Source organism: Pseudorhodobacter antarcticus (genome assembly GCF_900110135.1).
GTDB lineage: Bacteria > Pseudomonadota > Alphaproteobacteria > Rhodobacterales > Rhodobacteraceae > Pseudorhodobacter > Pseudorhodobacter antarcticus.
In genome coordinates, this window is record NZ_FOCO01000021.1 from 37003 (window position 1) to 59960 (window position 22958).

Annotated in this window: 24 protein-coding genes and 2 pseudogenes; 12 read left to right on the plus strand and 14 right to left on the minus strand. The window is 60.1% G+C overall.

Annotated features, from left to right (window positions below):
• Positions 1-88 precede the first annotated feature (88 nt).
• From BMY36_RS11585 to BMY36_RS11595, 3 genes are read right to left on the minus strand one after another with little or no spacing between them, the layout of a single operon-like run.
• Entirely contained in the window at positions 89-1135 is a 1047-nt protein-coding gene (locus BMY36_RS11585; RefSeq protein ID WP_050521513.1) for a substrate-binding domain-containing protein, read from the minus strand.
• 21 nt (positions 1136-1156) lie between these two features.
• Positions 1157-2176 (minus strand): ABC transporter permease, encoded by a 1020-nt coding sequence (locus BMY36_RS11590; protein WP_050521512.1) that lies wholly within the window; start codon positions 2174-2176, stop codon positions 1157-1159.
• 7 nt (positions 2177-2183) lie between these two features.
• Positions 2184-3677: a sugar ABC transporter ATP-binding protein gene (locus tag BMY36_RS11595; protein ID WP_050521511.1), complete on the minus strand. Its 1494-nt coding sequence runs from the start codon at positions 3675-3677 to the stop codon at positions 2184-2186.
• A 108-nt stretch (positions 3678-3785) separates the two neighbouring features.
• Between BMY36_RS11595 and BMY36_RS11600 the strand changes: the two genes are divergently transcribed.
• Entirely contained in the window at positions 3786-4793 is a 1008-nt protein-coding gene (locus BMY36_RS11600; RefSeq protein WP_082224992.1) for a LacI family DNA-binding transcriptional regulator, read from the plus strand.
• On the opposite strand, the gene BMY36_RS11605 is transcribed toward BMY36_RS11600, so the two are convergent.
• The gene (locus tag BMY36_RS11605) at positions 4790-5578 is read right to left on the minus strand and encodes an exodeoxyribonuclease III (protein WP_050521509.1); all 789 of its coding nucleotides are present in this window, start codon (positions 5576-5578) and stop codon (positions 4790-4792) included. The genes BMY36_RS11600 and BMY36_RS11605 overlap by 4 nt on opposite strands.
• Before the next feature lie 223 nt (positions 5579-5801).
• Complete coding sequence (locus BMY36_RS11610) at positions 5802-6488, minus strand: response regulator transcription factor (protein WP_050521508.1); 687 nt, start codon at positions 6486-6488, stop codon at positions 5802-5804.
• 155 nt (positions 6489-6643) lie between these two features.
• Here BMY36_RS11610 and ribA point away from each other — a divergent pair, with 155 nt between their 5' ends.
• Positions 6644-7717, plus strand: coding sequence for a GTP cyclohydrolase II (gene ribA / locus BMY36_RS11615; RefSeq protein WP_050521545.1), 1074 nt, complete (start codon positions 6644-6646; stop codon positions 7715-7717).
• A complete protein-coding gene (locus tag BMY36_RS11620) occupies positions 7714-8214 on the plus strand; it encodes a L,D-transpeptidase family protein (RefSeq protein ID WP_050521507.1) in 501 nt (166 codons plus the stop codon). Before ribA ends, BMY36_RS11620 begins: the two co-directional genes overlap by 4 nt.
• On the opposite strand, the gene BMY36_RS11625 is transcribed toward BMY36_RS11620, so the two are convergent.
• The 4 genes from BMY36_RS11625 to BMY36_RS11640 all read right to left on the minus strand — a co-directional run bounded on the left by BMY36_RS11625 (position 8211) and on the right by BMY36_RS11640 (position 11259).
• Positions 8211-8852, minus strand: coding sequence for a DUF3108 domain-containing protein (locus tag BMY36_RS11625; RefSeq protein WP_050521506.1), 642 nt, complete (start codon positions 8850-8852; stop codon positions 8211-8213). The two genes, BMY36_RS11620 and BMY36_RS11625, sit on opposite strands and share 4 nt — an antisense overlap.
• Entirely contained in the window at positions 8845-9498 is a 654-nt protein-coding gene (locus BMY36_RS11630) for a YggS family pyridoxal phosphate-dependent enzyme (RefSeq protein WP_050521505.1), read from the minus strand. Before BMY36_RS11630 ends, BMY36_RS11625 begins: the two co-directional genes overlap by 8 nt.
• Before the next feature lie 141 nt (positions 9499-9639).
• Complete coding sequence (locus BMY36_RS11635) at positions 9640-9927, minus strand: porin (RefSeq protein ID WP_050521504.1); 288 nt, start codon at positions 9925-9927, stop codon at positions 9640-9642.
• A 210-nt stretch (positions 9928-10137) separates the two neighbouring features.
• Positions 10138-11259 (minus strand): porin, encoded by a 1122-nt coding sequence (locus BMY36_RS11640; protein ID WP_050521503.1) that lies wholly within the window; start codon positions 11257-11259, stop codon positions 10138-10140.
• A 444-nt stretch (positions 11260-11703) separates the two neighbouring features.
• Between BMY36_RS11640 and BMY36_RS11645 the strand changes: the two genes are divergently transcribed.
• The 7 genes from BMY36_RS11645 (at position 11704) to BMY36_RS11675 (ending at position 20120) form a co-directional block, all read left to right on the plus strand.
• Positions 11704-12225 (plus strand): DUF3576 domain-containing protein, encoded by a 522-nt coding sequence (locus BMY36_RS11645; RefSeq protein ID WP_050521502.1) that lies wholly within the window; start codon positions 11704-11706, stop codon positions 12223-12225.
• Positions 12226-12370: 145 nt separating this feature from the next.
• A complete protein-coding gene (gene leuS, locus BMY36_RS11650) occupies positions 12371-14923 on the plus strand; it encodes a leucine--tRNA ligase (RefSeq protein ID WP_050521501.1) in 2553 nt (850 codons plus the stop codon).
• The gene (gene lptE, locus BMY36_RS11655; RefSeq protein WP_050521500.1) at positions 14910-15392 is read left to right on the plus strand and encodes an LPS assembly lipoprotein LptE; all 483 of its coding nucleotides are present in this window, start codon (positions 14910-14912) and stop codon (positions 15390-15392) included. The genes leuS and lptE overlap by 14 nt, the downstream gene beginning before the upstream one ends.
• A complete protein-coding gene (gene holA / locus BMY36_RS11660) occupies positions 15389-16402 on the plus strand; it encodes a DNA polymerase III subunit delta (RefSeq protein ID WP_050521499.1) in 1014 nt (337 codons plus the stop codon). Before lptE ends, holA begins: the two co-directional genes overlap by 4 nt.
• On the plus strand, positions 16399-17562 hold the full coding sequence (locus BMY36_RS11665) for an HPP family protein (protein WP_050521498.1): 1164 nt from the start codon (positions 16399-16401) through the stop codon (positions 17560-17562). The genes holA and BMY36_RS11665 overlap by 4 nt, the downstream gene beginning before the upstream one ends.
• A gap of 63 nt (positions 17563-17625) precedes the next feature.
• Entirely contained in the window at positions 17626-18978 is a 1353-nt protein-coding gene (locus tag BMY36_RS11670; RefSeq protein ID WP_050521497.1) for a mechanosensitive ion channel family protein, read from the plus strand.
• Positions 18975-20120, plus strand: a complete 1146-nt coding sequence (locus BMY36_RS11675; RefSeq protein ID WP_050521496.1) for a TIGR03862 family flavoprotein — start codon at positions 18975-18977, stop codon at positions 20118-20120. The genes BMY36_RS11670 and BMY36_RS11675 overlap by 4 nt, the downstream gene beginning before the upstream one ends.
• Before the next feature lie 29 nt (positions 20121-20149).
• Here BMY36_RS11675 and BMY36_RS11680 read toward each other — a convergent pair whose 3' ends face one another.
• The gene (locus BMY36_RS11680; RefSeq protein ID WP_050521495.1) at positions 20150-20695 is read right to left on the minus strand and encodes a YaeQ family protein; all 546 of its coding nucleotides are present in this window, start codon (positions 20693-20695) and stop codon (positions 20150-20152) included.
• Positions 20696-20854: 159 nt separating this feature from the next.
• Here BMY36_RS11680 and BMY36_RS19515 point away from each other — a divergent pair, with 159 nt between their 5' ends.
• Positions 20855-21067, plus strand: a complete 213-nt coding sequence (locus tag BMY36_RS19515) for a hypothetical protein (protein ID WP_139194026.1) — start codon at positions 20855-20857, stop codon at positions 21065-21067.
• Positions 21068-21212: 145 nt separating this feature from the next.
• On the opposite strand, the gene BMY36_RS11685 is transcribed toward BMY36_RS19515, so the two are convergent.
• Genes BMY36_RS11685 through BMY36_RS20770 form a run of 3 tightly spaced genes read right to left on the minus strand, consistent with a single transcriptional unit; the run spans position 21213 to position 21686 of the window.
• The gene (locus tag BMY36_RS11685; RefSeq protein WP_050521494.1) at positions 21213-21413 is read right to left on the minus strand and encodes a hypothetical protein; all 201 of its coding nucleotides are present in this window, start codon (positions 21411-21413) and stop codon (positions 21213-21215) included.
• 4 nt (positions 21414-21417) lie between these two features.
• Positions 21418-21555, minus strand: a complete 138-nt coding sequence (locus BMY36_RS19940; protein ID WP_156215319.1) for a hypothetical protein — start codon at positions 21553-21555, stop codon at positions 21418-21420.
• Positions 21552-21686 (minus strand): hypothetical protein, encoded by a 135-nt coding sequence (locus tag BMY36_RS20770; RefSeq protein ID WP_269430869.1) that lies wholly within the window; start codon positions 21684-21686, stop codon positions 21552-21554. The genes BMY36_RS19940 and BMY36_RS20770 overlap by 4 nt, the downstream gene beginning before the upstream one ends.
• A gap of 316 nt (positions 21687-22002) precedes the next feature.
• Between BMY36_RS20770 and BMY36_RS11695 the strand changes: the two are divergent.
• Positions 22003-22245, plus strand: a pseudogene (locus BMY36_RS11695) (transposase); the annotation flags it as partial.
• A gap of 12 nt (positions 22246-22257) precedes the next feature.
• Here the strand turns inward: BMY36_RS11695 and BMY36_RS20465 are convergent.
• Positions 22258-22958 (minus strand): annotated as a pseudogene (locus BMY36_RS20465) (IS30 family transposase); the annotation flags it as partial.

Here is a 22958-nt window from a genome sequence, read left to right on the forward strand (position 1 = left end):
GGAAACCTTGGGCAGACGGGGCGCAATGTCAATTGGTGGTGCAAAAGGGCGCCCCAAGGAACGCCCTTTTTTCGTAGTTTGGGTGGGGTTATTTGCCCCAGATTGCTGAATACGCCTCACGGTAGCCGTTTTGTGGATCAAAGCTGTTGCTGTCGCCAGAGGCGGCAAGACCAGCCTCAGTCACCAGCGCGGGCGCGGTGATGTAGCCTGAACACGCCTCACCTTGCACGGCGCGGTTCATTTCATCGACCATTTGCCAGCCTTGCAGGTTCAAAGGTTCGGCCACGGTGATTGCCTGGTATTGCCCGGTGCGGATGCGTTGAAACGCCGCCTCGGACCCATCGCCAGCGGAGCCTGCAAGCGGGTTGGATTTGCCATCAATGCCAGCCGCAGCAAGCGCCGGGCCCATAAAGTCGAAATAGAGGTCGTTGATCGCCAAAGAATGGGTCCATTTGTCACCATATTTTTGCAGCAAGGACGTGGTGAGCGGACCCATGCGCGCGGACGTGTCGGCGATGGGGGTGTCGACGTATTCCAGCACGGTGCCGCCCATGGATTCGATGGTTTCTTTGATGCGGTCGGCCTTGGCAATCGCGATTTCATAGGTGCTGTCGGTGAAGATGATGGCGCCCATGTCTGTGCCCCCCTCCATCGCCCATTTCGCGGCGGTTTCGGACACGGTCATCGCATCGGTGGAGACGTTGGCGAAAATGCCGTTGGGGATGTCGCAGCCAATTTGCGGGCCGGAATGCCACGCGACCATCGGGATGTTGGCGGCTTTGATGCCTTCAATCGCGGCCTGTTGTTCCATCGCGTCAAAGCCGTTGATGATGATGCCTGCGGGTTGCAGGGCCATCGCCTGACCAAATGCCGCCGTGCGCCCTTGGACGGAGCCTGCGCCATCAATCACGCGGACGGTCCAGCCGATTTTGGCGGCTGCTTCCTCTACCCCAGTTGTCACACCAAGGATGCCGCCGTTTTTCAGATCGCCTGCGAGGACGACGATGAGTTTGGCATCGGCGGCCTTTGGGCCTGTGGTGGGGCCGTCAAAAGCGGTTTGGGCAAAGGCGGGTAGGCCGAGGGTGAGGGCGGTTGTGCCTGCGAGAAGGGTGGCGATAAAGGTTCGTTTCAGCATGTTGGATCCTCCCATTACATGTTATTTTTTGGCGCCTTTTTTGCGCTGTGCGTAGCCTGCGATGCCGATTGCGATCAGCAAGGTAAGGCCGTTGAACATCGGCTCGACCCAGAACGAGCCGCCGAATTGTTGGATGCCGGAAATGCCGACGGCAAGGATGACAACGCCGACGATGGTGCCCCAGACGTTGACGCGCCCCGGTTTGATGGTGGTGGAGCCGAGGAACGCACCAACAAGGGCGGGCAGCAGGAATTCAAGGCCGACGCTGGCCTGCCCGATGCGCAGTTTTGAGGCGAGCAGAACGCCTGCGAGAGCGGTGAGGGTGCCCGAGGTGATGAAAGCCCCCATGACGAATTTGCGGGTGGGAATGCCGTTCAGCGCCGCCGCTTTTGGGTTCGCGCCGATGGCGTAAAGGTAGCGACCGATAGGGGTGTATTCAAGAATAAGCCAGAGTGCGACCGTGATGATGAGGACGTAAAACCCGGTGATGGGCAGGCCCAGAACAAAGGTGCCATTGAGGGCATAAAACCCGTCTGGCAGTTGGCCGACAACTTGGCGACCGCCCGTGTGCCACAGGGCGAGGGCGTATAAAACGGTGCCAGTGCCAAGGGTGGCGATGAAGGCATCGATCTTTGCCACCTCCACCAGCAGCCCGTTGAGGGCACCCGTGAACGCGCCGAGGGCGAGGACGACAAGCACGGCGATGGGCCAAGGAAAGCCGTAGAGGGTTTGTAGGCTGATCGCCAAAATGTGCCACAAAACAATGCCATAACCGACGGTCAGGTCGATGCGGCCTGCGACCATGGGGATCATCGCGGCGAGCGACAACAGGGCGATGATGGATTTATCGGAGACAATCGCGCGCAGGTTCAGTTTGGTGGGAAAGGTGTTTGGCAGCAGGATGGAGAAGAGGATGATGAGGCCGAACATGAGGATCACCAGCCCGTAAACCGGGGCCAGCCGCCAGAGCTTCGCACCAAAGGACAGATGCGCAATCTCATCCTTGGTGGGTTCCAGCGCGGCAGATTCGATCGAATTCATAAGGCCCTCATGCAACTTCTGAGGCGGAAGCCGCCTGAATTAATGATTCTGTGGACAGGCCCACGCCGGACAGTTCCGCCACCACTTGGCCGCGCGAAAACACGATGGCGCGGTGGCAAATATTGGCGATTTCTTCAAAATCTGTGGACACCACAAGCACACCCATACCGGAGGCGAGGGCATTGAAGAGGAGGTGGTAAATCTCGGCCTTGGCACCGACATCGACGCCTGCAGTGGGATCCTCGGCGATCAGGAAACGGCGGTTTGTGTCCAGCCAACGGCCCACAACGATCTTTTGTTGGTTGCCGCCCGACAGCGCCTCAATCGCCAAAGTGGGGTCGTTTGGCGACAGGCCCACGCGCGTGCCAAGCGCGCGGGTGGCGATGTTTTCCGCCTTTGCCCCAAGGAAATTTAACAGACCGCGACCCGTGGCGGCGGGGTTCAGGAAGGCGTTTTCGCGAATGGTCAGGGAGGGGGCGATGCTTTCCACCACGCGGTCGCGGGCAACGAATCCGATGCCCGACAGCATGGCGGCGCGGGGGGTGGCAAGGTTGGGTGCGTGGCCTTCAAGGCTGATTTGACCATCATGGGGGCACAGGCCAAAAAGGCTGCGACCGACATCTTCGTGCCCGGCACCGCGCAGACCGACGAGGCCGACGAGTTCGCCACATTTCACGTCGAAACTGACGGGGCCAACGTTCGGGGTTTTCAGGTTTTGGACGGTCAGAATGGCGTCGCCCGCCTGCACATCGGGGCGGTTGATTTCGCGGGCTTTGCGGCCCACGATTAGGCCCACCAATTCTTCGGCGGTGGTGTGTTGAATGTCGCGCATGCCGACCATTTGCCCGTCGCGCAGCACGGCAACGCGGTCTGCGATTTGAAAAATCTCATCAAGGCGATGGCTGACATAGATCATGCCAACACCTTTGGCCTTGAGCGGGCGCAGGGCGGAAAACAGACGATCCACCTCATCCGCGGGGAGGCTGGCGGTGGGTTCATCAAGCACAAGGAAATCACATTCCACGGCAAGGGCACGGGCGATGGCGACCAGCGATTTTTCGGTGCGCGACAGGTTCGACACGCGGGTGGTTGGGGCGAAATCGGCATCAACCAAGGCCAGTGCGCGGCGCGCCACATCTTCGGTGCCGCGCCAGTTTATGCGGCCGCCTTTGCGGGCGTAACCAATGGCGAGGGCGATGTTTTCGGCAACCGACATCCATTCGATCAAACCCAAATCTTGATGGATGAAAGCCACGGCTTGTTTCTGGCTGACCTTGCCTGCGACATGATCATAGCGTTTTCCATCAACGCTGACGGTGCCCGTGTCGGGGGCGTGGATGCCGCCCAACACCTTGATTAAAGTGGATTTTCCAGCCCCATTTTCACCCAGAAGGGCCACGATTTCACCGCGTTCGACGCGCAAGGACACGCCACGCAACGCCTGCGTTCCCCCAAAGCTTTTTACGATGCGGTCAAAGAACAGGCCGTCGGTTGTGGTCATGGATCCCCCCAAGGTTACCGATTTGCGTTATCGGTAACGTGATGATATTTCTTGCATCACAGGATTTTGTCAAGCACTAAGTTACCGATAACCCAAATGGGGGCGCGCATGGCAAAGACGGACAAGACCGGGCTGGAAGGGATCGCCCGCGCGGCGGGAGTTTCCAAAATGACCGTCAGCCGGGTGCTGCGCGGATCGGGCGGATTTTCGAATGAGACCCGTGACCGGGTGCTGGCCGAGGTGAAGCGGACAGGGTATTTGCCCAACCGATTGGCGGCGGCATTTGGGCCTGCGCAATCATCAACGCTGGTGGGCGTGTGCGTGCCCCGGTTCACATCGTCGCTGTTTGGTGCGGTGCTGGAAGCGACGAACACGGCGTTCGCGCGGTTGGGATACCAGACCATGATCGGCAGCCACGACCAGTTGCCGGAGGAGGAGGAGGCGTGGCTGCGCGGGCTGGCATCGTGGCGGCCAGCGGGGGTGATTTTGGCAGGGCGCCACCATTCACCCGGCACACGTGATTTGCTGCGCGCGATGACAGTGCCCGTGGTGGAAATCTGGGATTTGACCACCACGCCGATTGATATTTCGATTGGGTTTTCGCATTACGATACCGGGTTTGAAATGGCGCAGTTTTTGGCCAGTCGCGGGCGTAGGCGCATTGGATATGTGGGCGCGCTGGCGGGGGTAAAGTCGATGGGCCGCGCGCGGTTTGACGGGTTTCGGGCGGGGCTGGCGGCGGCCGGGCAAACGGTGCAGGACATGGAGGTTTTGCACGACCGGCCGGGGTTTTATGCGGGATTTTATGGGGCGGAGGTGCTGCTGGGGCGCAGCCCGCGCCTCGATGCGATCTATTTTCATGATGATGAAATGGCGATTGGGGGCATGGCCTATTGCGCGGCAAAAGGCGTGCAGGTGCCCGAAGATATTGGGATTGCAGGCTGGGGCGGGATGGAGGCGGCGTCAATTTTGCCCAAGCGATTGACCACCACGATTGTTCCGACCGCCAAGCTGGGAAAGGCGGCGGCGGAAGCGTTGGTGAGCCGGTTGCGCGGTGACGCGGTGCCCGATGTGACGCTGATTGCGACGAAATTGGTACCGGGCGGGACCGCTTAAAGGTCAAACGTGGCGAAGACCGGAACGTGGTCGCTGGGCTGTTCCCAACCGCGCACATCGCGCAGGATGCGACTGGAATGGGCGGATTTGGCGATGTCGGATGTGGCCCAGATATGGTCCAAACGGCGGCCTTTATCGGCTGCGTCCCAATCCTTGGCGCGGTAGGACCACCAGCTGTACAAAAGCCCGGTGGGAATGTCGGCGCGGGTGATATCGGCCCAATCGCCCGCATCCATCACTTGGGTTAGATGGTCGACTTCAACGGGGGTGTGGCTGACGATTTTCAGAAGTTGCTTGTGGCCCCACACATCATCTTCGCGCGGGGCGATGTTCAGATCGCCAACAAGGATGGAACGGGCAGGTTTTTCCCAGCGAAACAGGTCACGCATTTCGGTCAAAAAATCCAGCTTTTGGCCGAATTTTTCGTTCAGATCGCGGTCGGGGATATCGCCGCCAGCGGGAACGTAACAATTGTGGATGGTGACGCCGTTTTCAAGGCGGGCGGCAACGTGGCGGGCGTGGCCAAGGTTGGCAAAATCGCGGCTGCCCGCATCCATCAACGGCAGTTTCGACAGGATCGCCACGCCGTTATACCCTTTTTGCCCACGCGCAACCATGTGGCGGTACCCGAGGTCCTGAAACTGCGCCATTGCGATGTTTTCCACCGGGCTTTTACATTCTTGCAGGCACAAAATATCGGGGGATTGTTCGGTCATAAGCCGCGCCACAAGGGATTCGCGCAAACGGACCGAGTTGATATTCCAGGTGGCGAGGGTAAAGGGCATGGCGGCCTCCGTTCAGGGTTGGCGGCACCTTAGGGGATAATGCGGGGCAGCATAAGCCCTGGTGCGGGCAAAAAAAGACCGGGCACAAAGGCCCGGCCAAGGTCCAACAGGGAGGTGCGCGCCATAACCCCGACGCGACAAGGGGAACTGTCATGCGACCTGCATACCACAGGATGCCGGAATAATCTTGGTGTATCTGACGATTCCGGCAGTAGTATGGCAGTCAAGCAACAAGTCGGTAGCCACCTGATTCCGTGACCAGCAAACGCGCGTTGGATGGATCGGGTTCGATCTTTTGGCGCAGGCGGTAAATGTGGGTTTCCAGCGTGTGAGTTGTGACGCCGGCGTTATACCCCCACACCTCATGCAGCAGCACATCGCGGGCCACCACGCTGGACGACGCGCGGTAAAGGTATTTCAGGATATTGGTTTCTTTTTCGGTCAGGCGGATTTTCTTTTCTTTGTCATCCAGCAACATCTTTTGCGCGGGCTTGAAGGTATAGGGGCCAAGCTGGAACACTGCATCTTCGGACTGTTCATGCTGGCGCAATTGCGCGCGGATGCGGGCCAAAAGTACCGGAAATTTGAACGGTTTTGTGATGTAGTCATTGGCACCTGCATCAAGGCCAAGAATGGTATCGGCGTCGGTGTCATGGCCGGTCAGCATCAAAATTGGGCTTTTGACGCCGACTTTGCGCATCCGGCGGCACAGTTCGCGACCGTCGGTATCCGGCAGCCCCACGTCAAGGATGACAAGGTCATAGAGCTGGGCCTTGGCCTTTTCCATGCCGTCCGCGCCGTTTGCCGCCTCGAACACGTCGAAATCTTCGGTCATGACGAGTTGTTCGCTTAACGCCTCGCGCAGGTCGTCGTCATCGTCTACCAATAGGATCTTGCGCAATTGTGCCATTGTGGGTCTCCTTTGTGTTGGTACTGAAATGCGCTTGGCGCACGGTTTCGGCAAGATATGCGTCAAACTTCTCACGGTGACGTGTCGGAAATGGGGGGTATGTTTCAATTGCCGCGGGGTTTGGGTACAGGTGGGGGCGTAATTTGGGGGCGGATATGACGCTGGGCCTGTCGATCATTGAACAACTGACCCGCGCGCGGGGCGATTTGCGCATGGGGGTTCCGGTGATGCTGGCGGGCGACGGGGCGCTGTTGGTGGTCGCGGTAGAGGCGTTGAGCGCGCAGCGGTTGGCGGATTTACGCGGATTTGGGCCGTTGGAGGTGGCGCTGACCGCGCGGCGGGCGCAGACGTTGAAGGTGGCCGCCTATGACGGGGATTTGGTGCGGCTGGCGGTGCCAGAGGATGCGGGCATGGACTGGTTGCGCGCGCTGGCGGACCCGGCGGATGATCTGCGCTATCCGATGAAAGGGCCGTTTGTTAGCCTGCGGGACGGGGCGGCGGATTTGCACCGCGCGGCGTTGTTGCTGGCGAAATCTGCGCCGTTGCTGCCTGCAATTTTGGCCGTGCGGGTGCCGGATGTGGCGCTGGCGGGTATCACGCGGCTGTCGGTGTCCGCGATTTTGCCTGAACTGGGGCGTGCTTCGCCGCTGCATGCGGTCAGTGCGGCGCGCTTGCCCATGGCGGTGGCGGGCATGGGACGTGTGCATGTTTTGCGCCCCGAAGATGGCGGGCCAGAGCATTATGCGATTGAGGTGGGCCGCCCGGACCGCAGCGCGCCTGTGCTGGCGCGGCTTCATTCGGCGTGTTTTACGGGCGATGTTTTGGGCAGTTTGAAATGCGATTGCGGGCCGCAATTGCAGGCGGCATTGGCGAAAATGGGGGCGGAGGGTGCGGGGATTTTGCTGTACCTGAACCAAGAGGGGCGCGGGATTGGGCTTGCCAATAAAATGCGCGCCTATTCGCTGCAAGACCAAGGGTTTGACACGGTGGAGGCGAACCACCGACTGGGGTTTGAAGATGATGAGCGCGATTTTCGCCTTGGCGCGGATATTTTGCGCGGTCTTGGGTTTGGCGCGGTGCGATTGCTGACCAACAATCCGGCCAAGATCGCGATGATGCAAGCGATGGGGGTTGAGGTGGTGGAGCGCGTGCCGCTGCGGGTGGGGCAAACGGCGCAAAATGCTGCGTATTTGGCCACCAAAGTTGCAAAATCGGGGCATTTGGAATGAGCGCGCGGGATTTGGTTTTAACGCCTTCGGGCCTGCGGTTTGGCGGGCGGCGGTTTGCCTGCACGATTGGGCGCGGCGGCGTGGTTGCGGATAAGCGGGAGGGGGATGGCGGCACACCTGCGGGCGTTCACCCGATTGTGGGGATGTTTTACCGACCCGACCGTTTGCGCGGGCTGGCCCTGCCGCCTTGGGCGCAGCCGATTTTGCCGGGCGATCTGTGGTCTGATGATGGGACCGACCCCGAGTATAACCAGTTGGTGCGCGCCCCGCATGAGTTTGGGCATGAAATGATGCGCCGCGCGGACCCGCTGTATGATCTGGTGATGATCACGGATTGGAACTGGCCCGATGCAGTGGCGGGGCGCGGGTCGGCGATTTTTCTGCATCAATGGCGGCGGGTGGGGTTTCCCACGGCGGGGTGCGTGGCGGTGTCGCGCGCCGATTTGCACTGGATTGCGGCGCAGGTGGACCTTGGGGCGCGACTGATCGTGCGTTAGTCGCGGCGAAATTCAACCGCGAACAGGCCGGAGCGCAGCGTGAGAAGGCTGGGGCCGGTGGCGAATAATGTGGTGTCGAAGGTCAGTTTTAGCGTGATATTTTTGATGTAGAGGGGCGAGAGGTGCCCCTGCCCCTGCACGACTTTGTAATCGAACGCGCAGGTGGTGACGGGGCCGTTGATTTCCGTGCCCGTTGGGGTGATTTCGATCACGCGGCGACCGTCATAAATTTTGAACGCATCGGGGCAGGTGTTTTGGCCCAACAAGCGGTGAAAGCCTGCGACGGGGTTGAGGGTGTTTGCGGGCACGCTTGCCGGGTTTGACAAAGCGGTGCGTTCGCTTTCCGGCGAGATATCGACATCGGTGACGCGGGTATCGGGGGATTGGCGGATTTCGATTTGGCGGCTTTTGCGGCTGGATTGGCTGTCGCTACGGTACTGCGTGCCGCTGGCGGTGGTGCGGGATTCGCCGTTAAAACTGCCGTTGAACACGCCAAGGGGGGTGTTGGTGAACGCAGAGGTGAGGCGGGATTCGGATTGGGTGAGGGTGCCCAAAACTTGGCCCCCGGTGGTGACGATGTACCTGGTTTCGGCCTGTGCAGGAAGGGTTAGCATAAGGAAGGCCGCGATTTTAAGCATAGACGCGCGCGCCGAAAATGGCGGAACCGACGCGAATATGGGTGGCGCCTGCGGTAATGGCCGATTCAAAATCGCTGCTCATGCCCATGGACAGGCCAGATAGGTCGTTGCGGGCGGCGATTTGGGCGAGGGTTTCGAAATGGGGGGTGGCGATTTCATCTTCGGGGGGAATGCACATAAGGCCGCGGATGGGCAGATCAAGGGCGCGGGCGGTGGCGATGAAATCGTCGGCACCCTGGGGCAGGACGCCTGCCTTTTGCGGCTCGCTGCCCGTGTTGATTTGGATGAACAGGTCCGGGCATTGGCCGCGACTTTGGGCAAGGGTGGCGAGTTTGGTGGCAAGGCTGGCGCGATCAAGCGTGTGGATGGCATCAAAAAGATCCATCGCTTGTTTTGCCTTGTTGGATTGCAGGGGGCCGATCATGTGGACTTGGACGGGGCCGAATTCGGCGCGCAGATCGGGCCATTTCTGGGCGGTTTCCTGAACATAGTTTTCGCCATAAATTTTGTGGCCACCGCTGAGGACGGCGCGGAGGCGGTCAATCGGTTGGATTTTGGACACGGCGATGAGAGTGACGGTTTGGGGGTCGCGATTGGCGGCGGTGCAGGCGGCGTGGAGGCGGGTTTGGATGATTTCAAGCGTCATGCGGGGCCTTTGATGCGGGTGCGGTATCGCGCGCGATGCGGCGCGCAAGCTGTTGATATCATTTGAATCTGTATTTTTTGTTAACCGAATTTTAACCCGGCATCGCGATAAATTGCGCGATGGATCGCGGTGGATCGCGGGTTAGTTGTTGCCCCCTTGGATGAAGAAATATCCAGAGGCGGGGCGGGTGCCGGGGCCTGCGTTGGCGTTCATTTCCAGCACGGCGCCAAATTCCACACCGCCATCGGTGACGCGCGACGCTTGGATTTTGACATCCAGATCTGTGGCCACTTGGGGGGAGGTGGTGGTGGTGCTGGAGGTGAGGCCCATCGCCGCATCACCGCTGAGGCGGATTTCGGCGGTTGCGGGCGTGGGGATGGCGGGCGTGGCGGCCAGCAAAACCAAGAGAGGGAGCAAAGTGGGGCGCATCGGTTTTCCCATGTGTCACTGGTTCCCATAGGGTTTTATGCCCGGATGGGTTTTGGTGATGATGCCGCAAAAGGGCGTGAGAAACAAGATGGGGGTGTTTTGGGTGCGGGACCGACCGAGGAGCGATTACGGGCGCGCGGGAGGTGGGGTGCATAAAAAAAGAGCGGGCTTGCGCCCGCTCCCTTCTATGCTTGGCTTTTGATCCTTGGATCAGAAGTTGAAGCGTACGCCAACACCAGCAACGGTGTCTTTTGCATAGTTGCGGTGAATGTCAGCAGCCAAACGTGTGCCGCCGCCCATTGCATAGTCCAGACCCAAGCCGAACGATGTGTCGGTCAGGTTTGCAACGGCATCGTCTGTCGCGACATAGCCTTTGAAGGTGTACGCGTCCATGGTGTAGTTACCATAGATTGTTGTACGCTTCTGGGTCGACTTTGCAACTGTGCCAAGCGCTGCTGTTTTGTCTTGGAAGTGCAGCAAACCAATGTTTGCATTTGGCATTACAGCGTATTCAGCGCCCAAGAACAGCGAAGTGTTGCCGTCTACGGTACCAGCGTTGTCAGCATATGCTGCTGCAACGGTGAACTGACCGAAAACGTAGTCAGCGGAGATCGAGACTTCGGTCTTTGCTGTGCGGGAAGATGCATCAACAGTCTGGTTCGGGTTGATCATGGACACGCGGACGTTGCCGGTGCCGAATGCATACGAACCAAACACGCCCATGCGGTTTCCTGCAGCGTAAGGTGTCGACGCGTATGCGGAGAAGCCACCGATCGGATCGCCGAAGCCACGGTCAGTGTAACCGATTTCCGAGTTGTACATCAACTTTACGGAGTCGATTGCAGTGTTGGTGTTGCCAACTTCCATACGAGCGCCAGCGAACGAAGCGTAGAACTGTGCTGCGTTCATGGTTGCCGAGGCAGAATTAGTGCTCTGCTGGATGCGGACACGAGCACCAAACTTGACGCCGGAATCGGTTTCTGTGGAACCGTCAATGTTAACGCGCATGCGAGCGTTGACCTGTGTGTCGGTTGCGTTGGCGGCAGCGGCGGCAGCGGCGGCGTCACCACCAGCGCCATCAGCAGCTGTTTTGGCCGCAGTTTTAGCAGCAGCATCAGCCACAGCGCTAGTATCGCCATTAGCAATTGAAACGGCGCGAGCGTTAGCTCCAGCATCAGCGCCAAAAGCTGCGCGCGCAGCTTTGCCTGCAGCAGCACCATTGCCTTGGTTGTAGTCAGCACCAAAACGACCGTAGCCGGAAAATGTGACGTCTGCAGCAGCAACGCCTGCGGTTGCGATAAGTGCGGTAGTCGCGATCAGAATATTTTTCATCGTTTCCCTCGTGTGTTTTGTCAAATGTGATGCCCAATTCGAGGAAATCCGAATTGGGTATGACGCTGTATTCAACCCAAACGGCTTTCATTGCAACGACGAGCGCGGGTTGGCGTGCAAACACGTGCTGTGTGGTGCGACAATGCCACAGTAAGCGCCCTGCCCCGGGGGGTAAGGGGCGTAAATACCGCCAAATGCGCCAAAGTGCAGAGATTATGGCGCGGCCTGCACCGTGGCGCAGGGCTGTGGTGGCCGTGCGGCGCAGGTGGGGCGGGGGTGCGGCGATTCTGGTGTATTGGTGTGATGTGGGGGATTTGGGGGGGCGTGATTGTGGGGGCTGCCTATAAGAGGGGTGTATAGAGGGGTGTATAGGGGTGTTCAAAAGCCCTTGTTCCGAAGGGGGCGCTAAGTTAGACAAACGGGAACAGTTCCGGGAGTTCCCTAATGAGCCTTTTTCTTCTTCGTGCCGCCGCTATGGGTGCTGCCTTATCTTTTGTCGCTGGTTGTGGTGGCTTGCGCGGGATTGGCAGCGGGGATTCCGGGTTCTTTGGGGGTGGCGCGGACCCAGCCGCCAGCGCGCAATCGCCGGGGCCAAACGAGTCGCGCGAAACGGATGCGGGCAACACGATCTGGAGCCTGTTCAGCAATTCCGCCGATCCGAACACGACCGTTGAGGTGAACAAGTACATCTGGAACGCGAGTTTGGACATTTTGAACTTTTTGCCGATTGAAACGGTTGACCCGTTTACGGGTGTGATTGTGACCGGGTTTGGTACGCCGCCCGGTGGGGGCCGCGCGTACCGCGCCACCGTTTATGTGCAAGACCCAGCGCTGGATGCGCGGTCGCTGCGCCTGTCGTTGCAAACGCGCGGGGGTGGTGCGGTGAGCCGTGAGACGCATCGCGCGGTTGAGGATGCAATTTTGACACGGGCGCGTCAGTTGCGGGTGCGCGACAGCAAGCTGTAAGGGTTAGTGGGTTGGCAAGCGGGGGCCAGCCCCCGCACCCCCGAGGTATTTTTACCAAGATGAATTGGCAGGGTCTCTGGACCTTTCGCGGGCTTGTGGGTTAACTGCAGTTGATTTTTGACCCTGTGTAAGAAGGCCAGCCCCCATGCCCTATGAACCATCCGTAATTGAGCAGCATTGGCAGGGCGTTTGGGACGCGGCTGGGGTGTTTACGGCGCGGCGCGATGCGGCAAAGCCCAAGTATTATGTGTTGGAGATGTTCCCCTATCCATCGGGACGCATCCACATGGGGCATGTGCGCAACTATACTATGGGCGATGTGGTGGCGCGGTATAAGGCGGCGGCGGGGTTTTCGGTGCTCCATCCGATGGGGTGGGATGCGTTTGGGATGCCAGCCGAGAACGCGGCGATGGAGCGCGGCGGGCACCCGAAGGATTGGACCTATAGCAATATCGCGGACATGCGCGGGCAGATGAAGCCGCTGGGATTGTCGATTGATTGGAGCCGCGAATTTGCGACCTGTGATGTCGAATATTACGGGCAGCAGCAGGCGATGTTTATCGACATGATGGAAAAGGGGTTGGTGTACCGCAAGAACGCGGTGGTGAACTGGGACCCGGTGGATATGACCGTTTTGGCCAATGAGCAGGTGATTGACGGCAAAGGTTGGCGGTCGGGCGCTGTGGTCGAGCGGCGCGAGTTGACGCAGTGGTTTTTCCGTATTTCTGAATATTCGGGGGAGTTGTTGGCGGCCTTGGATGGGTTGACCGATTGGCCCGAAAAGGTGCGCTTGATGCAAGCGAACTGGATTGGGAAATCGCGGGGGTTGCAGTTTGCATTTTCCACCGCTGGCGCGCCGGAGGGGTTTGACCGGCTGGAGGTTTACACGACGCGGCCGGATACGTTGTTGGGGGCGTCGTTTGCGGCGATTTCCCCGGACCATCCGTTGGCGCGGCATTTGGAGCGACATGACGAAGGTGTGGCGGCGTTTGTGGCGGAGTGTCGCAAGATTGGCACGTCCGAGGAGGCGCTGGAGAAGGCGGAAAAGCGCGGTTTGGATACCGGGGTTCGCGTGCGTCATCCGTTTGATACCGCGGTGGAATTGCCGGTGTATATCGCGAATTTCGTGTTGATGGAGTATGGCACAGGCGCGATTTTTGGCTGCCCGGCGCATGATCAGCGCGATTTTGATTTTGCGACCAAGTATGGGTTGGCGATTCCGCCTGTGTTTGTGGGCGTAGATGCCGAGGAAGCGCCCTTGGCGGAGGCGTTTGTGCCGCTGAAATCGGAACCCGTGCGCTATATCCGGGGGTTTGCGGGGGCGGAGGTGCAGACGGGGGCGGAGGCCGTAGATCTGGCGATTGCGTTTTGTGAGGAGCGCGGGGTGGGGCGTGGCGTCACCAATTACCGCCTGCGCGATTGGGGCGTTAGCCGCCAGCGGTATTGGGGCTGCCCTATCCCTGTGGTGCATTGTGAGGCGTGCGGTGTGGTGCCGGAGGCGAAGGCGAATTTGCCGGTAGAGCTGCCTTATGATGTGACGTTTGACATTCCGGGCAATCCGCTGGACCGGCACCCAACTTGGCGCGATTGCACTTGCCCCAAATGCGGGGCAGCGGCGCGGCGTGAGACGGATACGATGGACACGTTTGTGGATTCCAGCTGGTATTATGCGCGGTTCACCAGCCCCCATGCTGCCACGCCGACTGACTTGGCCGAGGCGGAGTATTGGATGAACGTTGACCAATATATCGGCGGGGTGGAACATGCGATTTTGCACCTTTTGTATTCGCGGTTCTTTGCCCGCGCGATGCAGAAAACCGGGCATTTGCCTGCAAAGGCGATTGAGCCGTTCAACGCGCTGTTCACGCAAGGGATGGTGACGCATGAAACCTATGCGACACGCGGCGCAGATGGGCGTGAAGTGTGGCAGATGCCCGAAGATGTGGTGAAAACCGATGCGGGGGCGGCGTTGCGCGATGGCACCCCTGTGACGGTGGGGCCGATTATCAAAATGTCAAAATCGAAGAAAAACGTCGTGGATCCGATGAGCATTATTGCGACTTACGGTGCCGATACGGCGCGGTGGTTTGTAATGTCGGACAGCCCGCCCGAGCGGGATGTGGAATGGACGGCGAGCGGGGCGGAGGCCACGGCGAAATTCCTTGGCCGGGTTTGGACGTTGAGCGAACGGGTGGCGGCGATGCCGGACGCTGCGGGCACGGGCGATGATGATTTGCTGCGCGCCATGCACCGGGCCACGCAGGATGTGACACGCGGGATTGAAGGGTTTGCGTTCAACAAGGCCATTGCCAAGCTGTATGAATTTACCAACACCCTGTCGAAATCCAGCGCGGGCAAAGTGGCGATGGCGCAGGCGATGCGCACCTTGGCGCAGTTGATGCAGCCGATGGTGCCGCATTTGGCCGAAGGTGTTTGGGCCATGCAGGGGGGTGCTGGTTTGGTGACGCAAGCGCCGTGGCCTGTGGCCGATCCGGCCATGTTGGTGCAAGACAGTGTGACCCTGCCCATCCAGATCAACGGCAAGCGGCGGGCGGAAATTACGGTTCCCGCCGATATGCCTGCATCAGAGGTTGAAAAGCTGGTGCTGGCAGAGGATGCTGTGGTGAAGTTCCTTGCAGGCCAACCTGTGAAGAAATTGATCGTGGTTCCGGGGCGGATTGTGAATGTGGTTATCTAAAGCACTGACTGTGGGGCTTTTGGCGCTGGCGGGCTGCGGGTTTACGCCCGCCTATGGCCCGCAAGGCGGCGGCAGCGTGCTGCAAAATTCAATTCTGGCGGAGGAACCGCGCGACAAACCCGCGTTTGATTTTGTCGAACGGATTGAAGAACGGCTGGGCCCATCGGATGCGCCGCGTTTCGCGCTGAACTATTCCATCGCGGTGGCGGCGGTGAATATGGGGATTACAGCGGCGAACGCGACCACGCGCATCAACCTGACGGGCTCGGTGACGTGGCAGTTGATGGATGTGGCCACGGGCGCGCAATTGACGGCGGGGCGGGCACAAAACTTTACCTCTTATTCCGTGGTCGGCTCCACTGTGGCCAGTCTGTCAGCGCAGGAAGATGCGGCGGTGCGGTTGGTGCGGATATTGGCCGACCAGATTGTGAGCCAGTTGTTGGCCACATCCGGGCAATGGGTGCCATGAACCTGAAAGGGCAACAGGCCGCCAAATATCTGGCAGCGCCGGATGCAGGGCGCGCGGGGTTGCTGATTTTTGGGGCCGATGCGATGCGCGTGGCGTTGAAGCGGCAAGAGGCAATCCTGGCCCTGATTGGCCCGCAGGGTGAGGGCGAAATGCGCCTTGTGCGGTTGCCTGCGGGGGATTTGCGGCGGGACGGGGCCGCGCTGTCGGATGCGATGCGGTCGGTTGGGTTTTTTCCGGGGCCGCGCGTGGTGTTTGTGGAGGATGCCACGGATGGGTTGGCCGAGGTTATGGCCGATGCGCTGCGCGAATGGCGGCCCGGTGATGCCAATTTGGTCGTCGCGGCGGGCAATTTGACCGCCAAATCACCATTAAAAAAGGTGTTTGACGATTCGGGCGCGGGGGTTTGCATAGGGCTTTATGACGAGCCGCCAACCCGTGAGGAGATTGAGGCCGAGCTGAAACGGGCCGGCCTGCGCGCGATTGCGCCCGAGGCGATGGCCGATCTGGGGATTTTAGCGCGGGCGCTGGACCCCGGCGATTTTCGCCAGACGTTGGAAAAGATTGCGCTGTATCATTGGGGTGTGGATGCGCCGCTGATGCCTGCCGATGTCGCCGCCTGTGCCCCCGCCACGATTGAGGCGGAGGTTGATGATGTAATCCATGCCGTTGCCGAGCGTGACCAGCGCCAAGTGGGTGCCTTGATGCGGCGGCTGGAGGGGCAAGGCGTTAGCCCCGTCACGCTGTGCATCGGCGCAATGCGACATTTTAAGGCGCTGCATGGGGCGGCCATTGATGGGGGCGGCGCGCAGAACGGGTTGCAGCGGATGCGGGTTTTTGGCCCGCGCCGCGACCGGATGCTGCGCCAATTGCAAGGCTGGCGTGTGCCCGTGCTGGAATGGGCGCTGGCGGAGTTGTTGGAAACGGACCTAACCCTGCGGTCCACCAGCCGCGCACCTGCGATGGCGGTGATGGAACGCGCGTTGATCCGGTTGGCGATGGCGCCCAAGTGACGCGCCTGCGCCGGATTGTCCGCGCGCTGGGGCCTGCAGTTGGGCCTGTGCATCTGCGCGAGATGCTGCGGGCCTGCATTGGCGCGGGAATTGGCCTGACGCTGTGTACGTTTTTGGTGCGCTGGACCACGATCCCTGCATCTGCGATCGGGCTGGACCCCACCCTTTTGCTGATAGCCCCGCTGGGGGCGACGGCGATGCTGGCCTTTGCCGTGCCAAGCAGCCCTTTGGCGCAGCCTTGGCCGGCTTTGGTGGGCAATACGGTGTCGGCGCTGGTCGGTGTGGCGGTGGTGGTGTTGGTGGCCGAGCCGTGGTTGGCCATGGGCCTGTCGGTGACGCTGGCGATGATGGCAATGATGGTTTTGCGCGCCACGCATCCGCCCGCCGCCGGGGTCGCCTTGGGGGTTGTGTTGACCGCTGAAACGGTGCGCGAGGTGGGATTTTCCTATGCGTTCAGCCCGGTCATGTTGGACACGGGGCTGCTGTTGATCGTGGCCATGCTATACAACCGCTTGACCGGGCGCATGTATCCATTCCGCCAACCGGTGGAGCATGTGCCCCGCGCGGTTGCCACAAAAGGGCTGCGCCCGGGGGTGGAGGGTGCGGAACTAACGGCGATTTTGCAAAACCTGCGGTTGGATGCCAACATCGGCGCGGGCGATCTGGCGCGGTTGATCGAGGCCGCGCATGGGATTGCGGCGCAGCATTTGTTTGATGGGGTGGCCGCGGGGCAGTTGATGGCGCGCGGCGTGATCAGCGCGCATCCGCAAATGCCCGTCAGCCAAATCGCCGCGCTGTTTCGCCAGCACAAGGTCCGCACCCTGCCCGTGGTGGGGTTTGATGGCGTGTTTCAGGGTTTGGTGAGCGAGGCGGATTTGGTCCGCACTTGGCATGACGCGGAAGGGCACGCGGCAACGGGCGTGGTGTCGCGCTTGCTGCGGGCCAGCCGCGAAGGGGTAGAGCCGGTGGCCGCTGAAATGATGACGCGCGAGGTTGCAACAGCGCAGGAAGCAACACCGCTGGGAACGCTGATTGATTTGTTGGCCGATGGGGCGCAACAGGCGGTGCCTGTGTTGGATGCGGGGCGGCTGATCGGGTTGGTGACGCGGGCGGATTTGATCGCGGCGCTGGCGCGGGCGCATCATCCGGAGGGGGCGTGACCCTTGTGGCGGGCTGCGTTTGTTGGCAAGGGTTAAGGGATTGCCCGAAAGGATAAGTGCGCGATGGACCTGAGCAACCTGCCCGAATTTCTGCAAAACCTGCTGCGCGTGATTGCCCCGGTCACCGAAACCGCGATGGAATGGCTGGTTAGCCCCGCCGCGTGGTCGCAGTTTGCGCTGTTGGCGGTGGCGTTTGTGCTGGCGGTTTTGCTGGCGCGGCGGTTGCGGCCGCTGATTGCAAAGGTGCTGACCCCGGCAGAGGGCGCGCGGGGGGCGCAGGCGCGGCTGTTTTTGCTGGGCATGATGCCGTTGGTGATGCCGCTGCTGGCATATGCCCTAACGGCTGTGGGTGAGGAGTTGACGCGGTCGCTGTTTGGGTCTGGCGCTGTGATTGCGTTCGGCAAGCGGGTGTTTTTGTTCATCGCGGTGCGCGCCTTTGTGCGCGAGGTGTTGAAAGACACGTTTTTGCGCGCGCTGGGGCGCTATGTGCTGATTCCGGTCGCGGCGCTTTATGCGTTGGGCGCGCTGGACCCGATTATGCTGCGCCTGTCGGAAACCATGATCGAATTGGGCAATATTCGGTTTTCGGTGCTGTCGCTGATACGCGGCGCGATTGCGGGCAGTTTGCTGTTTTGGCTGGGCGGTTGGTCGAACCGGCAAAGCGCGGAATATATCCAGCGCCAACAGGAATTGCGGCCTGCGACGCGGCAATTGGCGGTTAAAGCGGCGGAAATCGCGATCTTTGGCGCGGCATTTTTGCTGTTGATGTCGATCATGGGGATTGATCTGACGGCGATTGCGGTGCTGGGCGGTGCGCTGGGTGTGGGCATTGGTTTGGGCTTGCAACAAATCGCGGCGAATTTTGTGTCGGGTGTGATTTTGCTGGTCGAAGGGCAAACCACCGTTGGCGATTATGTGAAACTGGACGGCGGCGAGGCGGGCACGATTGTGAAAATGACCGCGCGCGCCTGCGTTTTGGAGACGTTTGACGGCAAGTGGATTGTAGTACCAAACGACCATTTCATCACCACGCGGGTGGTGAATTATTCCGACCAAGGGTCCGCCAATCGGTATGAAGCGCTGTTTTCGGTCAGCTATGACACCGACATCAACCGGGTGCCCGCGATGATTGAAGCGGCGGTCGGCGCGCTGCCGTTCGTGTTGACCAAGCCCGATGGGGCCGATTGCGAATTGCGCGGATTTGGCGACAGCGGCATTGATTTTGCGGTGGAATATTGGGTGTCTGGCATTGATGACGGCCGCAACAAATACCAAAGCAAGGTGCTGTTCGCGATTTGGAACGCGCTGAAGGATAACGGGGTGGAAATCCCCTATCCGCACCGCGTGGTGGAGATTAGGGGCCAAATGCCGGGTCAGGTGCCGGGCCAAGTATCGGGCCAGGTATCGCGGTTGTGACAGATGCACTCGTGATTGGGGCCGGGCCTGCGGGGTTGATGGCTGCCGAGGCGTTGGCGGCGGCAGGGCGGCGGGTTTTGGTGGTGGAGGGCAAGCCAAGCCCCGCGCGCAAATTCCTGATGGCGGGCAAATCGGGGTTGAACATTACCCATGCGGGGCCGCGGTTTATGGGCGCCTATCCGCAAGGGTGGCTGGCCCCCGTTTTGGCAGGGTTTGGACCGGAGGCGGTGCAAGATTGGTGCCGCGTTTTGGGGCAAGAGGTGTTTACGGGCACATCGGGGCGGGTGTTTCCGGTGGCGATGAAAGCGTCGCCTTTGTTGCGCGCGTGGTTGGCGCGGTTGGCGGGCGCGGGGGTGGAATTGCGGACCCGCTGGCGCTGGGTGGGGTTTGAAGGGGATGGTTTCGCCTTTGACACGGGCGACGGGCGGCAAGTGTTGCAGCCCGCCGTGACCGTGCTGGCATTGGGCGGGGCGAGTTGGGCACGGCTGGGGTCCGATGCGGCGTGGGTGCCGTATTTGACTGAGCGGGGCGTGGCGATTGCGCCGTTTCAACCTGCAAATATGGGGTTTTGCGTGGATTGGTCGCCGCATATGGCTGTGCATTTTGGGGCGCCTGTGAAAGGTGCCGCCTTGTGTATTTCAGGGCGGCGCGAGCGGGGGGAGTTTGTGATTTCCGCACGCGGGATAGAGGGTGGCGGGATTTATGCGATCAGCCGCGATTTGCGCGATGGGGCGCAGGCCACGCTAGATTTGATGCCGGATGTGGGTTTGGACGCGCTGCGGGTGCGCTTGGCGCAAGCGCGCAAAGGCGACAGCGTGACGGGGCGGTTGCGCAAGCTGGGGCTGCCTGCGGTTGCGGTGGCGCTGGTGCAGGAATGGGGGCGACCGTTTGGCGATGATTTGGCGGCCGTGATCAAGGCGCTGCCACTGCGCCACGCGGGCCCGCGCCCGATGGATGAGGCGATTTCGACCGCTGGCGGCATTGCGCGCGCAAGCCTGACCGATGGGTTGGAACTGCGCGCCCTGCCCCGCGTGTTTGCCTGCGGCGAAATGCTGGATTGGGAAGCGCCAACGGGCGGGTATTTGCTGACTGCCTGCTGGGCAAGCGGTTTGCATGCGGGGCGCGCGGCGGCGCTGGTTTAAGGGGGGTCTTTGGGGTCTGCGCGCCTGATTTACGCCGCCGTTTTCCAATTTACCGGGGTCATGTACACAATGACATCGCCCACGCTGACCATCACATCGCCTTCTTGAATATTGACCTGCATTTTCATCGCGCGGCTGGCGAGTTGCGCCAACGCCTCGGTCTCTTTGGCAGAAAAGCTGACGACTTGCAGGTTGTCAAAACGGGTGGTGCTGCCTTTGATCTTGTCCCACCACACCTCGGCCGTGCGGCCGCCGTAGGGATAGACGACAACCCGGTCGGCCTTGCTGCACGATTGGCGCATCACTTTTTCGCTGGGCAAGCCCAAGGCGACCCACACATGCAAATCGCCGCTCAGGCTTTTTTGCCAAATGTCGGGTTCATCGTCGGTGGACAGGCCCTTGGCCATTTCCAACTGTTCGTGGGCGTTCAGGGCAAAGGCGATGATGCGCACCATCAACCGTTCGTCGGTTTCAGAGGGGTGTTTGGCGATGGTCAGTTTGTGGGTGTCGTAATAATGGCGATCCATGTCCGAGATCGACAGTTCAACTTTATAGATGGTGGCATTTTGCGCCATGACGATTCCCAACCCTGCAAGGATGAGGACGCCTACTGCGTCTGGCATCCGGGTGAAAGCGAATTAAAGGGTGGGGGGTGCGGGGGGAGGAGAGTGCAGGCACAACCTACTGTAATCTGGACATGTCCCGATGATATGCGCCACCAGAATGGTATCAAGATGCAACAGAAACTGACTGACGTGGCGCTGCGTGCATTGAAAGCGCCAACGGTGCCACGGATTGGCATCAGCGATACTAATCGGGTTAGGCGTTGCTTTCGGCTGACATCAAGCAACAAAGCGACGTGGCTTCATCAAAAGCAGATCAAGGGCGGGGTCCGGCGCGGATTTACGCTTGGCGGTTATCCGGCCATGTTAAACGTCATGTCCTAAGCGGCGCGCATCGCGGCATATCTGACAGCCACACAGGCCTCATGGGCCGCTTGGGCCGCTTGGGTCGCTTGGGTTTGAGGCGTAACCGGCAACCTCCCGCCCCTCATCAATGAAACGCTCCATACCGCTGAGCCCGCGCAGATTATTAAGCGTCTTTGAATAGGCCGCATGCGGAACTCGGCCCATAGTCGATAACCTTGCGCGTGCGCAGCATTTCAATGGCGTCATCCAAATTCGTCGGAAACAAGGCATGTTCGACGTGTTTTATAGATGCTGGATCGCTCAACCCTTGGGTGTTGCGCAGGTAGCCTGCGGTCTTGAAATCGCCAAACGGATCGGAGGCCAAGAGATCAGCCCCGAATTTCGCGCTGGTATTGACCGAGGAGATCGACCAAGCGGCGACCGCTGATGACCTTGCGGCGCTTGAGGGCGATCAGCACCTCCTCAGTCGTGTCGAGTTCGACACTGTCGCCGGCCAGCTCCCTCACTTTTGCCGCATAGAGATGGCCGCAGGTCTTTTCGGGCAGGAATTTTTTTGCCTGCTAAAGCGCGCGACCACGTCGGCCATCTTGAGGAAGCGCTTGGTGATATTTTCTGTTGAGGCGACATGCTTGAACACTGAGATCTCCTTGGGAAAAAGATAGCATCTCGGATACAGTTCGGCCACTCCATTTTGTGGTTGAAGCCCGCTGAAGCGGGGTTACGGCGCCTGCCTGATAACATAGTTTTCACAAGGAAATGTGGGCCTTGCACCCTGCCAGCCGTTCAAGTGAAACGGACCACCCTAAAGTCAAAAATGGCGAGGCTTGAGACGGCGAAAGTCGCGGCCATGTCTGCGAAGATGCTTGCCTGCTTCTCTGCCACTCGGCAGGTGGTCTTATCACGGTTTGGTACCGCCCCTTTGATAGCGTAATGTGCAGCAAAGGAGATGATCTATGGGCACAGTCAGGCCGGATGAATTTCGCAAGGATGCGGTGCGGATCGCGCTGACCAGCGGGCTTTCACGCAAACAGATTGCGGATGATCTCGGGGTTGGGATGTCGACGCTGAACAAATGGATCACGGCGCACCGCGACACGGATGTGGTGACGCAGGAAGATCGCGAGCTTGCGCTTGAGAACGAACGGCTTCGGCGCGAGAACCGCATACTTCGCGAGGAGCGGGGCATCCTAAAAAAGGCGCCGGTGGGTTCAACCGGTCAGCGCAACTGCTCGATCAAAGGTATCAGCCGGGGTCTGGAAGCCAAGCGTTTTTCTCGGCCTTGTATTGAGGCGTAAGGCAACCTGATCGAGGTCATACTGCGTGTAGACAGACAGGTCCGTCCCTTTCGGGAAGTATCGGCGTAGTAGACCATTGGTGTTCTCGTTGCTGCCACGTTGCCAAGCATTGCCCCCTCTCACGCATGCTGGCATGCGTTGCCGGGCAACGGGCAGGCGATTTGCAAAGCAAATCTGCCGGGTGGGGGCTTCGGGGGTCGCAGAAATAGACGCTGACATCCGTCGCAACGGTGAACTTTCTATGATACGCAAGTTCGGTTCCGCGATCCCAGGTCAGCGATGCCATCAATCCCTGCGGCAGATTCTGAACCTGTCGGATCAGGGCACCGACAACGCTCTCGCTGTCCTTGCCGCCGACCTTGACCAGCACCACGAAGCGCGAGGTGCGCTCTACCAGCGTTGCGATATGGCTGTTTTTGGCACCGATCAGAAGGTCCCCTTCCCCCTCTCGTGACATTTTGCTTTGCAAATGCACTGCCGGGCAATGAGTGGCCAGGGATGGCACGATCTTCAATCACTGCCGGCCTGTCGCGGATCGACACGGCATCGATGATCTGCCCCCTCGTCTGCCCATCTGTCGTTGAAGTCCTGCCGCGACGCATGATCCTTCGGCT